This window comes from Myxococcus guangdongensis (assembly GCF_024198255.1).
In the GTDB taxonomy this organism is placed as follows: Bacteria; Myxococcota; Myxococcia; order Myxococcales; family Myxococcaceae; genus Myxococcus; species Myxococcus guangdongensis.
Map to the genome: position 1 here is coordinate 245,384 of NZ_JAJVKW010000008.1, position 14,466 is coordinate 259,849.

14 protein-coding genes are annotated in these 14,466 nt (G+C 67.8%); 9 read left to right on the forward strand and 5 right to left on the reverse strand.

The window, feature by feature from the left end:
* The first annotated feature begins 6 nt into the window (after positions 1-6).
* Positions 7-855 carry an aldose epimerase family protein gene (locus tag LXT21_RS24930; RefSeq protein WP_254040679.1) on the forward strand — a complete coding sequence of 283 codons (849 nt, stop codon included), beginning with the start codon at positions 7-9 and terminating at the stop codon, positions 853-855.
* 13 nt (positions 856-868) lie between these two features.
* Here the strand turns inward: LXT21_RS24930 and LXT21_RS24935 are convergent, their stop codons facing one another.
* From LXT21_RS24935 to LXT21_RS24945, 3 genes are all read right to left on the reverse strand, one after another.
* Complete coding sequence (locus tag LXT21_RS24935) at positions 869-2,488, reverse strand: hypothetical protein (RefSeq protein WP_254040680.1); 1,620 nt, start codon at positions 2,486-2,488, stop codon at positions 869-871.
* 20 nt (positions 2,489-2,508) lie between these two features.
* Positions 2,509-2,973: an alpha/beta fold hydrolase gene (locus LXT21_RS24940; RefSeq protein WP_254040681.1), complete on the reverse strand. Its 465-nt coding sequence runs from the start codon at positions 2,971-2,973 to the stop codon at positions 2,509-2,511.
* 264 nt (positions 2,974-3,237) lie between these two features.
* Positions 3,238-3,630 carry a hypothetical protein gene (locus tag LXT21_RS24945; RefSeq protein WP_254040682.1) on the reverse strand — a complete coding sequence of 131 codons (393 nt, stop codon included), beginning with the start codon at positions 3,628-3,630 and terminating at the stop codon, positions 3,238-3,240.
* A 314-nt stretch (positions 3,631-3,944) separates the two neighbouring features.
* Here LXT21_RS24945 and LXT21_RS24950 point away from each other — a divergent pair, with 314 nt between their 5' ends.
* Together LXT21_RS24950 and LXT21_RS24955 are read left to right on the forward strand one after the other, a co-directional pair.
* Positions 3,945-5,129, forward strand: coding sequence for a hypothetical protein (locus tag LXT21_RS24950; RefSeq protein WP_254040683.1), 1,185 nt, complete (start codon positions 3,945-3,947; stop codon positions 5,127-5,129).
* Between the two features lie 72 nt (positions 5,130-5,201).
* Complete coding sequence (locus tag LXT21_RS24955; RefSeq protein ID WP_254040684.1) at positions 5,202-6,482, forward strand: DUF1444 family protein; 1,281 nt, start codon at positions 5,202-5,204, stop codon at positions 6,480-6,482.
* 12 nt (positions 6,483-6,494) lie between these two features.
* Here the strand turns inward: LXT21_RS24955 and LXT21_RS24960 are convergent, their stop codons facing one another.
* The gene (locus LXT21_RS24960; protein WP_254040685.1) at positions 6,495-7,436 is read right to left on the reverse strand and encodes a LysR family transcriptional regulator; all 942 of its coding nucleotides are present in this window, start codon (positions 7,434-7,436) and stop codon (positions 6,495-6,497) included.
* An 82-nt stretch (positions 7,437-7,518) separates the two neighbouring features.
* Here LXT21_RS24960 and LXT21_RS24965 point away from each other — a divergent pair, with 82 nt between their 5' ends.
* The 6 genes from LXT21_RS24965 (at position 7,519) to LXT21_RS24990 (ending at position 13,505) form a co-directional block, all read left to right on the forward strand.
* Positions 7,519-8,754: an acyl-CoA dehydrogenase family protein gene (locus LXT21_RS24965; protein WP_254040686.1), complete on the forward strand. Its 1,236-nt coding sequence runs from the start codon at positions 7,519-7,521 to the stop codon at positions 8,752-8,754.
* A 6-nt stretch (positions 8,755-8,760) separates the two neighbouring features.
* A complete protein-coding gene (locus tag LXT21_RS24970; RefSeq protein ID WP_254040687.1) occupies positions 8,761-9,846 on the forward strand; it encodes a phosphotransferase family protein in 1,086 nt (361 codons plus the stop codon).
* On the forward strand, positions 9,846-10,538 hold the full coding sequence (locus LXT21_RS24975; protein WP_254040688.1) for a histidine phosphatase family protein: 693 nt from the start codon (positions 9,846-9,848) through the stop codon (positions 10,536-10,538). Before LXT21_RS24970 ends, LXT21_RS24975 begins: the two co-directional genes overlap by 1 nt.
* Before the next feature lie 14 nt (positions 10,539-10,552).
* Complete coding sequence (locus tag LXT21_RS24980) at positions 10,553-11,299, forward strand: SDR family oxidoreductase (RefSeq protein ID WP_254040689.1); 747 nt, start codon at positions 10,553-10,555, stop codon at positions 11,297-11,299.
* Between the two features lie 244 nt (positions 11,300-11,543).
* Positions 11,544-11,918 carry a hypothetical protein gene (locus LXT21_RS24985; RefSeq protein WP_254040690.1) on the forward strand — a complete coding sequence of 125 codons (375 nt, stop codon included), beginning with the start codon at positions 11,544-11,546 and terminating at the stop codon, positions 11,916-11,918.
* A gap of 6 nt (positions 11,919-11,924) precedes the next feature.
* Positions 11,925-13,505: a hypothetical protein gene (locus LXT21_RS24990; protein WP_254040691.1), complete on the forward strand. Its 1,581-nt coding sequence runs from the start codon at positions 11,925-11,927 to the stop codon at positions 13,503-13,505.
* Positions 13,506-13,511: 6 nt separating this feature from the next.
* Here the strand turns inward: LXT21_RS24990 and LXT21_RS24995 are convergent, their stop codons facing one another.
* Entirely contained in the window at positions 13,512-14,390 is an 879-nt protein-coding gene (locus LXT21_RS24995; RefSeq protein WP_254040692.1) for a methylated-DNA--[protein]-cysteine S-methyltransferase, read from the reverse strand.
* Positions 14,391-14,466 lie beyond the last annotated feature (76 nt).

Sequence of the window (14,466 nt, forward strand, 5' to 3'; positions counted from 1 at the left end):
GCTCGCATGAGCCGAGCATTCCCGGGCATCGCGGGGCTGGAGACGTACTCGCTGAAGGGTGACGACTGCTGCGTGGAGGTCATCCCTTCACGCGGCGCGCTCGTCACCAGCTTCATGGTGGGGGACGAGGACATCCTCTACCTCGATGAAGCCACCGTGGCGGACCCGACGAAGAACGTGCGCGGGGGCATCCCCGTGCTGTTCCCGAACGCGGGTCCGCTGCCCGGGGACACGTATCCGGCGCATGGACAGTCCTACAGCCTGTCGCAGCACGGCTTCGCCCGGAAGATGGAGTGGGCGGTGCGGCAGGCGGAGGACTCGCTGCTGGTGCTGGGGCGGAAGTCCAACGCGGAGACGATGCGTGTCTATCCGTGGGAGTTCGATGCGCAGCTCACGTTCTCGCTCGTGGGGCGGAGGCTGACCATCGACTTCGACATCCAGAATCCCGGGATGGAGGCGTTGCCCGTGCACCTGGGCTTCCATCCGTACTTCCGGGTGCCGGACGCGGTGAAGTCGGTGACAACGGTGGAGACGGACGCGACGCACGGCTGGGACAACCGGACGAAGCGCGAGGTGCCGTTCACCGGGTTGGATTTGACGGCGGACGAGGTGGACCTGCACCTGCGGGACCACTCGAAGCAGGAGACGCGGCTGTCGCGTGGGCCGGGCCTGCGCCCCATCCACCTGTCGTGGAGCCCTGAGTTCAAGGTGATGGTGGTGTGGACACTGAAGGGGAAGGACTTCGTCTGCGTGGAGCCGTGGACCGCCGCGGCGGGTGCGCTGGCCACGGGCGAAGGGCTGCTGCACGTGCAGCCCGATGAACGGCTGTCGCTCGCGTTCGATATCGAGGTGTGAGCGACAACGGACCTCAGGCCGGTGGGCCGATCCTGGGGTTCGACGGCTGTGGCTGCGGCTGCTGCTCTCGTTCCGTGGGCTGTTGCGGAGGCTGTTGTGGCTGCTGCTGCGGTTGATGCACGGGGGGCTGCTGTGGATGCATCTGCCCCTGCAACGTCCCGTCAGCGGCGCTCTGGGGATTGCCGTTCCCCCGCTCGGAGCCCATGCGCCCCGCGGTCTGCTCGCCTTTGAGGTAGGCCTCCCACCTGGCCTTCGCCTGCGGGTTGCCGTCATGCATCAGGTAGCCCTTGTCGAGCAGGTCCTTCACCGCGGCGGAGATGGACGGGTACTTCATCCGCTGCCAGTTCTGACCGAGGAACACCCCCACCTCGTTGTTGTGGACGTCTATTGGGTCCACGGGCCTGCCGGCCTCATGGTTGGCGAGCAGCGTTCGCGCGGCCTCCGGCCCCAGATAGTGGGAGAGGAGCGCGGCCCACGTGGCGTGGCGCTCGGCGTCCACCGGGTCGTCGACGCCGTGCCCCACCGTCACCAGGAGGTACGAGGCGAAGACGAAGCCCGCGATGGACTCGAAGGGGTGGTCGAGGAAGTGCTTTCGCTCCGCCTCGTTGGCGCCGACGAGCTCCCCGACGAAGTCGACGATGCTCGCCGGAAGGGACTTCTCCCCCGCCACCGACGTCGCGTCGACGAGCACCACGGACGCCGCGGGAACCACACTCAAGCTCCGCGCCTCGAAGGGCTGGTGGAACCGGAACAGGGTTCGCGGCTGCTCCACATGCCTGCCCTCGATGAACTGTCCCGTTCCGAGATCGAACGTCGCGAGCAGGGCCGAGGAGAGACGGTGTTCGTCGCCCGACTTGCTCACGTTCAACGAATGCAGACGGAGCGTGGCCTCCGAGAGCAGCCCCTGAAGCCCATCCGGCTCCGGGAGGGAGACGGGAATGGAACCCAGGCCCCCGAAGGACGGCGAGAACTCCCTCACCAGCGGGTCCTTCGTGGGCGCCTGTCGTTCCGGCCGGACCTCCAACCATGTGCGCACGCGTGGCTTGTTGAGATCGAGCCCATCGCGAACGAGCTCCAGGTCGCGAGTGCGGTGCAGATGACCTGTGGTGACGCCCTGCTCCTGGCCCGAGGCCAGCGTGAACCGCTCGACGTCGAGTTGGTCCTCGCAGCGCCGGGCCAGGTAGGCGAGGCCCAGTTCCGGCGCGACGCCCGCCGTGAAGACGTCGTGAGGGGATTGCCGTCGAAGCATGACGGGCACGGTCCGATGCGTGGTGCCCTCGACGAGGTGGAGGACGAGGCCGCTCGCGCGCTCCTCGAGCATGAGGAACTGTAGCCGCCCCGCGAAGGTCGACGACGAGAGCTGGAGGAATCGCGCCTGCGTGTCGCAAGGGAACGCCACCCGGCGGAGCTCCGCGCCTCGCCACCTCGACACCGTCAGTCGCGCGGTCGCGCCCTTCCTGGACAGCGTGGCGTGAAGGATGCGGCGCCCATCGACCGCGAAGGTCTGTCGTTCGAAGGCAGGCATCTCCTGGGGACGAGGCAGAGCGTAGACACGCTCGCGACCCGTCCAGCCCGGCACGAAGTACAGCCCGCGGCCTGACGGTGCCGAGGATTCGAAGAAGATGTTCTCCATGGTGTTCTCCCTCTCTGCGTTCAAGGACGCGGCGTCATCCGTGGAACCAGCTCTCGCATCGCGGAGGCCACGGCCTCCGGACGTTCGACCCAGGGGAAGTGCGCGGCCCCCTCCACGGTCCGATGGAGGATATGCGGTCCCTGGAAGGGGGGCTGTGTCCACGGCGTCTGCTGGACGATTCGGTCGTCAGCGCCGCTGATGATGAGCGTGGGCAAGGTGCGCGGCCACCACGTGTGGACATACGTCTCATCGAAGTTCCGGTCCGACCAGTCGACCGCCGCGCGGTTGTAGGGCATCCGTCGCAGCAGCTCGCGGCCTACCGTCACACCCTCCGGCGTGAAGTTCCACTCCGCCGACGCCACCGCGATGTCTCGCAGTCGTTCATCCGTGCGCTCGGCTTCGTACCGCCGGGTCGCGGCGTCGACCTCGGGCAGGGGATGCCGCTGGGATTGGACCCGTCTCCCGGCAGGTCCACCATCCAGCACGTCCCCGGAACGTCCAGCATGTCCGCCAGACCGAACAGACTCTCGGACCCAATTCCAGGCCCACCCGGGAGGAACAGCCAGTTGAAGGGCCCTGGACGAGCGCTCCGTCGACGGAGCCGAACACCAGATGCCGTGAAGAACACTTCCGCCGTGCTGCCTGCGTCAACCGGGATCATTCGCCCCAATCAATCATCCCGCCCTCGCGACCGGAAGGGGCCGTGGCTGGAGACCCACCTGACCTCCAGCCACCCCACTTGCACAGAATCAGGGAGGGTTGACCGGCCAGAGCACGGCCTGCGCCGACTGCGTGCTCACCACCGTGCCCGCGGCGTTGCGAATGGTCACCGATACCGTCAGTCGCGTGGTCGCCCTCGCCTGGATGGCGCAGACCGGCCCCGTCGTCGCGCAGCGCGAATCACTCCACTGATACGTGTACCCGGGACCCGCGCCGATCATCTCGTAGACCAGGTAGGTCCACCCATCGTAGTACCCGTTGCACCGGTTCGGCGTCGGCACATCCTGCGCATCCGTGTCGACGTAACACCCCAACGTCCCCACCGTGAGCGCGGCCTCGTCCGTGGCCAGCACGTTGCCCTCCTGCGGCTCCGGGCCTCCACATCCCGCGCCCAGCCAGAGCGCGACGCCCGCTGACAACATTCCAATCCGAGATGAGAAACGGACCTTCGGACTCTTCCGCATGATGCTCCTCGCGAGTGGGTGCAGCGCCGTGAGCGGCCCGCAAAACCTACTCAATTCCTCTCTCCCGCACCAATCCTCCACGCCCAACGGAAACATTCACAAAAGCCCGTGGACATTCACAGCCCTCACGCACCGCGCCGAGACGCCATCCCAACTGAGCCCCAACGTGACGAGTGCAGCCGTGCAAATCTGGCTGCGTCGTGCAGGACAGCGCGTCCAACGACAACCGTCGCTTGCGGCACACGTTGAAATGGATGAGAAGGAGTCCACGAATGTGGCCTCCTCTCCTGTTCTTGCTGCTGAGCACTTCACCTCCCGGGCAGCCTCCGCCCGAGCCGGAGCTGGGCGAGATCTCCGACTTCAACCTGCTCACGCAGGGCTGGGTGGAGGATCCAGCCCTCGACCTGACCGAAGCCATCGTCCGCGGGCACCGCGCGCCTGTCTTCGAGAACCGGGATGGCAGCGTCTGCGTCGACATCGGACGCTGGTGGGGAAAGGACGAGACAGGTGAGAGTCGGAAGCACTGGCTCTGGGCCTCGTGTCCCGCAGCGTCGGATGGAGGCTTGAGCACTGCGCCCTGCCACAAGCTCATCTCCGTCGTGACGGACCTGTCAGTGCTCGGAGAGAGATGCTCGAAGGCGGCAGTCGCCTATGCGGAGCTGGAGTTGGCCGGCTGTGCGCAGGGGGAGAAGCGCCTGGAGAGCCTCCTGCGGCGAGGCTCGTCGATGACGGTTCATGGGCCGAAGGGTGGCAAGGAGATCCAGGAGCTGCGGAAGACAATCAGGCACAGGCGGGGACCCGGCGGGGGCGACGACGTCTCGTGTGTGACCGTGGTCACCTCGCCGGATGGACGCGTCCGGGTCTGGGACGTACACATCGAACAACAGCACGGGGCGCAACCGGTGGATGAGGAGACCTACCGGGACCTGGCGTACCTTCAATGGCTCACGCCAGATGGAAAGCTCCGGCTCGAAGCCAACGGAGCGCGGGAGGACTTCTTCCTCGACGCCGTCCTGGATGAAATCGTCCCGGTCCCCGGTAAGCCTCACGAGTATCTGGTCACCGGCTTCAGGCCCTTGGGGTTCGCGTTCCATCGCTTCGCGGAGGTCCTCTCGCTGGAGGGAGAGCACCCGACGCGGGTGAAGGGCCGGTTCCTCGTGGAGGGGCAGAAGGAGGACGTGCTCATCTTCACGTCAGGGCGTCCTTACACCGGCAAGCCACGCCATGCCCTCGTCCACAATCACTGGCTCCGGTTGAAGGGACGTCGGCTGTGGGTCGAGCCCATCTCGGGGCCCGCCTGTTGCCGTGGGCCGCGAAAGCCCTTCGTGCTGGGGGAGTGGACAGGGGAGGTCTTCGACATGAAGGAGGGTGATTGGGGTTGGTTCCGGAAACTCCGCGGGACGAAGCTGCTCCCGGGCAGGACCGACGACCCTTGGTCGTCCGACCAGCCCCCATGACGGAGCCTGACATCGATAGTGATTAGCGCTCGAGGCCACAGGGCGGAGCCGGTGCGCTATAATCCTCCGCCCATGGGATTCTTCAGAAGGCTTCTGGGGCTGGGGAAGAAGGACTCCGCGAAGGCTGTCGACCGGAGCGGGGACCTGAGCCCCCGTGAAGAGCTGCTGATCGAGGTGGCGGCTGTCTTGTATTCCCTCCCCTTCGTGCTCGGCGTCTCACGAACGGCGAATGGCTATGGCGTGGATTACCGGGTGAATGGCGCGTTCACCCGGATGAACCTGGAGAGCCTCTTCCTGGCGACGAGAGAAATGACGCCAGAGGAGCGCGCCCACCATGTCCGGCAGTTCTTCACCGCTCTCACGATGCCAGCGCCACTCCCAGACCTCTGGGAGGACGTCCGGGAGAACGTGCTGCCGGTGATTCGCCCGGCCTCCTTTGGCCCACAGGTCTCGAGGGAGGAATCCAACGCCGTGGTGGCTCGACGTCCCATTCCCTGCCTGCGGGTGATGCTGCTGGTCGAGTTGCCCGAGTCCACCTTGCATGTGAGGCATGAGAACCTGGCGGAATGGAAGATTTCCGAGGAGGAGGCGTTCCAGGCAGCCTTCGCCAACCTCGCGCGCCTCGTCGACCCAGGCATCGATGCCCGGCAGACGCAGAAGTCCCCGGGCCTCCCGGTGATGTTCCCGGACGTCTACGAATCCTCGCGCCTCTTGCACCCCGGATTCCTCGCGTCTTCCGTTGCCAAGGTGCGGGGACGTCCCGTCATCAGCATTCCCGCACGCACCACGCTCCTCGTCATGGGCGACGAGAGCCATGACCTGGTCAACCAGTTGTGCGCGCATGGACAGCGGGAGTTCGAGTCCAACCCCCACTGCATCTCGCCCGCGCTCTACACCCTGGACGACGCGGGCCGCGTGGTTCCCTATCTCCGCCCAGGCACGGATGAGCTCGCGGTGCGCGTGCGCCAAGGACACGCCTTGTTCGCGTTGAGGGAGTACGAACTCCAGCAGAAGAGCCTCGAGGCCTGGCATGAGGCGGAGGGCGTGGACACACTCCTCTCCGACTTCACGCTCCACAACCGGCATACGGATGGGTACCCCCTCGCCTGGACGATGTGGGTCAAAGACAAGGACCTGCTGCTTCCCGAAGCGGACCTGGTGAGCATCCACGACGACGAGGGGGCCCCCTTCATCGTGCCCTTCCCCCTGGCGAGGCGATTGGCGCCCGAGTGCTTCGAGCTGGTGCCGGACCTGTGGCCGACACGCTATCGCACCGTCGCGTGGCCCGAGCCCCAGGTCGTCGAACAACTGCGCGCCGCGACGGTCGACCTCGCGACGTTCGAAGTGGAGTAAGCCGTCATCCACTCACGCGCCACGCCGCGCGCCCATCAACACCTTCGCCAGGGATTGAAGCTCCGAACGCAGCCACTGGCTCCGAGGCTCGCTGTCCTCGGAGCGGTGCCAGTACAGGTGCAACTCCAGTCGCGGCAGCGCGAGCGGCATGGGCAGCAGGTGCAGGTGCTCATCCAGCACCCCGTTGATCTCCTCCGCTCTGCGCCGAGGCATCGTCAGCAACAGGTCCGAGCCCGAGACGATGCGGCACGCCGTCTCGTAGTGCCGACAACGCACCGTGACCTCCCGCTGATACCCCAGCCGGCTGAGCACCAGGTCCTCCACTGCCAGCCCCGTGCGCCGCGAGGACACCGTGACGTGCTTCGCCCCCATGTACGCCGCCACGTCCAGCCGCCGCCGCTTGCGACTCACCACGCAGAACGCGTCCCGCGTGAAGGCCGTGTGCCGCAGCTCCGCGCTCGTCGGCTGCTCCACGTCGATGGCCAGGTCCAACCGCCCTGAAGCCAGGTCGCGCTCCAGCCGCGTCCGCTCCAGCCGCACGCTGCTGATGCGCGCCTCCGGACTCCGCGCCTGCAGCCGCGCCACCAAGCGGGGCACGATCGACGGCTCCAACATGTCGCTCATCGCCAGGGTGAAGGTCCCCACGTCCCGCGCCGGCTCGAAGCCGCGCGTGTGGTGCACCGCCTGCTGGAGCAGCGCCAGCGCCTCCCGAATCTCCGGCGCCACCCGCTCCGCCAACGGCGTCGGCGCCACGCCCCTCCCCTGCCGGACGAACAGGGGCGCCCCCAGTTGCTCGCGCAGCCTCGCCAGCGCGTGGCTCACCGCGGACTGACTGAGGAACAGCACGTCCGCCGCGCGCGTCAGGTTCCGCTCCCGATAGACGACGTCGAACACCCGGAAGAGGTTGAGGTCCGGGGGCCCGGGGCGTCGGGGGGAATCCTGAACTGGGCTCATGACGACACATGACCAACATTCAGTGGATTCAACAAGGGCCGGGTGCCAAGGATGGGCGCCTCTCGTGAGAGGAGGCAGCACCGTGGACTTCGAGCCGAGCGCCAGAGGCAAGGACTACCTGGAGCGCGTGAAGCAGTTCATGCGCGAGCACATCGAGCCCAACGAGGCCCGCTACTACCAGGAGGTCATGGAGGCCTCGCGCGGCGGTGACTGGAAGACCTGGCCCGTGTCCTCCGTCATGGAAGACCTCAAGGCCAAGGCTCGCGCCGCGGGGCTCTGGAACCTCTTCCTCCCCGACGAGAAGCTCTCCCCGGGCCTGTCCACGCTCGAGTACGCCCCCATCGCCGAGGAAACCGGGCGCAGCCTCATGGCCCCCGAGGTCTTCAACTGCAACGCCCCCGACACCGGCAACATGGAGGTGCTCTGGAAGTACGGCACCCCCGCCCAGCAGAAGCAGTGGCTCACCCCGCTGCTCGCCGGTGAAATCCGCTCCGTCTTCTGCATGACCGAGCCCGGCGTCGCCTCCTCCGACGCCACCAACATGGAGGCCACCGCCGTCGTCGAGAAGGACGAGGTCATCCTCAACGGCTCCAAGTGGTGGACCACCGGCCTGGGCCACCCCAAGGCGAAGATCGCCATCTTCATGGCGCGCACGCCCGACACCGGCGGCGACCGCCACCATCAGCACTCCATGGTGCTCGTGCCCCTGGACTCGCCGGGCGTGTCCATCAAGCGCATGCTCCCCGTCTTCGGCGAGTACGACGCACCCCATGGCCACGGCGAGGTGCACTTCACCAACGTCCGCGTGCCCGTCTCCAACATCATCGGCGGCCCCGGCATGGGCTTCGAGATCGCCCAGGGCCGCCTGGGCCCCGGCCGCATCCACCACTGCATGCGCTGCATCGGCGCCTCCGAGCGGGCGCTGGAGCTGATGATCGACCGCGGGATGAACCGCACCGCCTTCGGCAAGCCCCTGCTCAACCTGGGCGGCAACCGCGAGCGCGTGGCCGAGGCCCGCATCGCCATCGACCAGGCCCGCCTGCTCACGCTCTACGCGGCGTGGAAGATGGACCAGGTGGGCGCCCTCGGGGCGATGACGGAGATCTCCGCCATCAAGGTCGTGGCCCCCAGCGTGCTCCAGCGCATCGTCGACGACGCCATCCAGATTCACGGTGGCGCGGGCGTGTCCAACGACACGGTGCTCGCGGGCTTCTTCGGTCAGGCGCGCACCTTGCGGCTCGCGGACGGCCCGGACGAGGTGCACAAGGGCGTCATCGCTCGCATCGAGCTGGCCAAGCGCGGCTTCTCCAAGAGGTGAGGCACCATGGCCACCCACGCCGCCCCGAAATCCACCCTGGATTCACCCAGCTCCGTGCGCGCCGGTGAGGAGCTGAACGTCCCCGCCATCGACGCGTGGCTCAAGAAGCAGGTGCCGACGCTCGAGGGCCTGCCCATCGTGACGCAGTTCTCCGGCGGCGCGTCCAACTGGACCTACCGGCTCAAGTACCCCAAGCACGACCTCATCCTCCGCCGCCCTCCCGCGGGCACCAAGGCGAAGTCCGCGCACGACATGTCGCGCGAGTACCGCGTGCAGAAGGCCCTCCGGCCCGCCTACCCGTTCGTGCCGGAGATGGTCGCGCTGTGCCAGGACGCGTCCGTCATCGGCGCGGACTTCTACGTCATGGAGCGCATCGAGGGCATCATCCCCCGCGCCAACATGCCGCGCGGGATGAACCTGAGCGCCGGCGAGACGCGCAAGCTGTGCGTCAACGTCATCGACAAGCTGCTGGAGCTGCACGCGGTGGATGCCCAGGCCGTGGGCCTGTCGTCGCTCGGCAAGGGCGCGGGCTATCCCCGCCGACAGGTGGAGGGCTGGTCGGACCGCTACGAGAAGGCGCGGACCTGGAACGTGCCGAGCTTCAAGTACGTGCGTGACTGGCTCAAGGACCACATCCCCGACGACATCGCCACCTGCGTCATCCACAACGACTGGCGCTTCGACAACGTGGTGCTGGACCCGGGCGAGCCCACGCAGGTCATCGGCGTGCTCGACTGGGAGATGGCCACCCTGGGCGACCCGCTGATGGACCTGGGCAGCGCGCTCGCGTACTGGGTCGAGTCGGATGACGACTTCTTCATGCGCGCCACGCGGCGTCAGCCCACGCACCTGCCCGGCATGATGAGCCGCCGGGAGGTCGTCGACTACTACCTCCAGCGCTCCGGCCTGAAGCCCGCGAGCTGGACCTTCTACGAGGTCTTCGGAATCTTCAGGCTCGCCGGCATCATCCAGCAGATCTACTACCGCTATCACCACAAGCAGACGCGCAACCCGGCGTTCAAGAACTTCTGGACGCTGGTGACGTACTACGACTGGCGCTGCAAGCGGCTCATCAAGAAGGGAGGGCGGTGATGGGCGTCGTGTATCTCATCCGCCATGGACAGGCGTCCTTCGGCGCGGAGGACTACGACCAGCTCTCCGAGACGGGCTTCGTGCAGGCGCGCGTGCTCGGCGCGGCGCTCAAGACGCGGCTGCCGCGCCTCGACGCGGTGGTGGCCGGCACGCTCACCCGACACCGGCAGACGGCGGAGACGTGCCTCTCCGCCATGGGAGTGGACCTGATGCCCACGCGCAGCCCGGGCTTCAACGAGTTCGACCACGACGAGCTGGTCGTCCGCCACACGCCCCGCTACGCCAACCACGCCGCGCTGGCCGAGGACCTCGCGTCGACGCCGGAGCCGCGCCGCGCGTTCCAGGCGCTCTTCACCGAGGCGGTGGCCCGCTGGGTCGCCGGCAAGCACGACGCCGAATACACCGAGCCCTGGCCCGTGTTCCGGGAGCGGTGCCTGCGCGCGCTCGATGCGCTCATCCAGGGACTGGGGCCGTCCAAGACGGCGCTGGTGTTCACCTCGGGAGGCCCCGTCACCGCCATCTGTCAGCAGCTGCTCCAGATTCCCGACGAGCACGCCTTCCGGCTCAACTGGACGCTGTCCAACTGCGGCGTGACGAAGGTCATCTACAGTGAGCGCGGCCGCTACCTGTCCTCCCTCAACGAGCACACGCACTTCGAGGGGGCGAACCAGGCCCTCATCACCTACCGCTGAAGGAGCTTGGGGCCATGCGAAGGAACATCCTGATTACGGGCGCGAGCTCCGGCCTGGGTGAGGGCATGGCCCGCGAGTTCGCGGCGCGGGGGCGCTCGCTGGCGCTGTGCGCGCGTCGGACGGACCGGCTGGAGGCGCTGCGCGCGGAGCTGCTCTCGAAGCACCCCGGCATCCAGGTCTCCGTGCGGGAGCTGGATGTGAACCAGCACGAGCAGGTGTTCGAGGTCTTCGAGGCGTTCGCCCAGGACCTCGGCGGGCTGGACCGCGTCATCATCAACGCGGGCATCGGCGTGGGCAAGCGCATCGGCACCGGCCACTTCGCCACCAACGCGAAGACGGCCCAGACGAACTTCGTGGCCGCCGTGGCCCAGTGCGAGGCGGCCGTGGGCATCCTGCGCAAGCAGGGCCACGGACACCTGGTCACCATCTCCTCGATGAGCGCCATGCGCGGACTGCCCCGCCACCTCACCGTGTACGCGGCGACGAAGGCGGGGCTGGCCACGCTGACGGAGGGCATCCGCGCCGAGCTGCTCGGCACGCCCATCAAGGTCTCCACGATTTATCCCGGCTACATCCACACGGAGCTGAACGCGGGGGCGAAGAACCTGCCCTTCGCCATCGACTCGGAGCGGGGCTCGCGCGCGTTGGTGAAGGCCATCGAGAAGGAGCCGGTGAGCGCCTACGTCCCCGGCTGGCCATGGAGCGTCGTCGGCTTCTTCCTGCGCAACCTGCCGCTCAAGCTCGTCGCGAAGATGTCCTGAACAGAGGCGTCGCGCGGGCCCGCCCTCGGCAGTCCCCCTCCGAGAGCGATGAGCTCATCGCGACGCTCCAGCCTCGTCGAGCGGAACCGGCGCCCGGGACGACCCTACACGAAGGTCGTCGACGACCCCTGTGGGCTCCCACCTACGCACCGCCGACATTGACGCCGGCATTCGAGCCCACGCTAGACTCCCTGGCTTCCGGGCTTCGCGTGACTACGCGAGCCTTTTCGAGGGGGAACACCACATGGGACTCAAGCAAGCCATCGAGAAGCTCAACACGGCGGTCGAGGACCTCGTCACGTTGGAGGTCATCACCTACACCGGTCAGGTGAAGCACATCATCAACACCACCGGCGGCAAGCCCACCATCGACTGGGACAACCTGACGACGAGTTCCGTGGGCAGCGCGACGACCCAGGCCACCATCAAGCTCGTCGCGGCCACGCAGGTGAAGTTCGACGGCGACATGAAGCTCTTCCAGACCGACGAGCAGGACATCCCCCGGCTGCAGGAGCTGCTCGATTTGCACCGCAAGTCGGTGGAGACCAGCATCGCCGCGCGCAAGTCCGTGGTGGACTTCTTCGGCGACCTGCTCAAGGACATCGTCAAGAAGGGCTGAGCGACGATGCCGTCCTCTCCCGAGTCGGTCCGCATCGCGGCGCTGTTCGACGCGCCAACACGGCTCCCCGCGGCGCGAGGCGTGCCGCTGAAGGGCCGTGGGCTCGACCCGTTGGAGACCGCCATGAACCTGGAGGAGAACCTCCAGGTCCTGGAGCAGCATGCGGGGCTGGTGCCCCTCTCGGAGCTGACGCCCTCGTCCCAGGGCGCCAACTACGAGCGCTACAAGCTGGTGGTGCGCGCGGTCCGCCTGCGCCTCAGCCACCTGGGCTACGCAGTCGGAGACCCCACCAGCGACAAGATGGATGCGGCGCTGCTCAAGGGCCTCAACCCGTTCCGCGTGGACATCGGGCTTGGGCCCAGCGGCGCCACCATCGAGCAGGCGACGTGGGACGCGCTCCAGGAGCTCGTCACGTTGGAGGACCCGCTCGACATCGAGCGGTGGTACCCCGCCAACGGCGTGGCGAAGCCCGTGCTCCTGCGCGCCGCGCAGCTGCGGCTGACGACGCTGGGCCTGCGGGACAACGTCAAGGTCGACCCGAGTGACACGAACAACCTGCGCATCCAGCTCGCGCGCTTCCGGGCCGTGATGTTCGAGCTGGGGCTGATTGCGTCCTCGAGCATCACCGAGCGGGAGACCCTGAGACTGCTGATGTCTCACGACGAGCTGGTGGAGAAGGTGGCCGGGGGCACGCCCGAGCTGCGCGACTTCCTCCCCGAGCGGGAGCTGGAGGAGAAGAAGCTGCCCACGGCGTCGAGGCGCTTCCTGCTGCGACTCGCGCGCAACGAGCTGTGGCTGAACGGTTACCCGATGGGGGACATCCGCGAGCCCGTCATCGCGTCGAAGCTGCGCAAGGCGCTGGACCAGTACTGGCGGAACAGCCCCGCGCGACCCACGTTCGAGGCGCTGGTGCTGCTGCACACCACCCAGGTGACGCCCGCGCTCTTCGAGGACTTCGTGCGACAGCAGCACGAGGAGGACGTCTCCCGCGACGACCTCGTGAAGTTCGTCGAGAACAACCAGGCCGAGCTTCAGGATTACTGGACGAGCGAGGTCGACAACTCGGACTTCTTCCTCTGGGATGGGCTCAAGCGGACGTTCAAGTGGCTCAAGCGCCAGGTGCAGCGACTCGGCGAGACGGTGGTGAGCATCTTCCGGTCCGTCGGCGAGTTCTTCAAGACGCTGGCGCGCAACGTCTTCCGCTCGCTCTTCCAGGTCGCCAACGACGTGCTGGGCGCGATTGGCCGCGCGGCCACCGCGTTCGCGGATGGCGTGGGCATCTTCCTGAGCGGACAGATTCTGCCGCCCGCCCCGCGGTTGGACATGGGCTGCCGGCTCAACATGGACTGCGACACGGTGCTGTTCATCGACGCGCAGGCGTCGGTGGAGGACGCGCGACAGCTGCTCGGTCGCATCGAGCGGGTGTCAGCGGCCATCGGGCTCGCGGGGGCCGTGCTGTCGCTCGTCATCCGGCTCGTCGGCAGAGCCGTCTCGGGCGTGGTCGGGTGGCTCCTGCTGATTGCCACGCTGGTGCAGGCCGCCCCGGAGATCATCGCCAAGGTGTCGGCGCTCGCGGCGCTGGGCTGAGCCGCGTCACGCCAGCCCGGACCGCAGGGCCTCGCCATCCTCGTTGTCCGCCTCGCGGCGCAGCGTCTCCCACGCGAGCATCACCTGCTTGCGTGAGCTGCCCCACCGGTAGTCGCCGATGACGCCCGTCTCGCGCAGCACGCGGTGGCAGGGAATCAGCAGCGCCACCGAGTTGTCCCCCACCGCGGAGCCCACGGCACGCACCGCCTTGGGCCTGCCGATGGCCTTCGCCAGGTCCCCGTACGTCGCCACGTCGCCCGGCGCCACGCGCAGCAGCGCCTGCCACACCTGCACCTGGAACGGCGTCCCCTTCACCAGCACCGACAGCGGCGTCGGCTCACGCGGCGGCGTCTGGGGGAAGATTCGTCCAGCCCACGGCGCCGTCAGCTTCGTGGACTCGATGAAGCTCGCCTTGGGCCACTGCATGCGCAGCGCCGTCAGGGCCTCCGCTTCGGACTCGCCCGTCAGGAAGTGCAGCCCGCAGATGCCGCGCTCACAGACGGCGATGAGGCAGTCACCGAACGGCGACGCGTGCACGCCGTGGTGGACCGTCAGTCCCTCGCCGGCGAGCTTGAACTCCCCAGGCGTCATCGCCGTCAGCGTCACGAACAGCTCGTGCAGCCGCCCGCCGCCGGACAGCCCCACGGCGAAGGACGTGTCGAGCACGCTGCGCCGCTCGGCCAGCAGCCGGCGCGCCGAGCTGAGGGTGTGCACCTGGAGGAACCGCTTGGGGCTGATTCCCGCCCAGCGGGTGAACAGGCGCTGGAAGTGGAAGGGGCTCAGGCCCACATGCGCGGCGACGTCGTCCAGCGAGGGCTGCTCGCGCGCATGCGCATCGAGGTAGAGAATCGCCTGCTCGATTCGGGCGTAGTCGCTGCTGGCCATGTCCCGGCTCCCCATCAGTGTGTCCATCACCCGGTATGGCCCCGGGGCCCGCGCCCTTCAACCCGGTTCTTGCGGC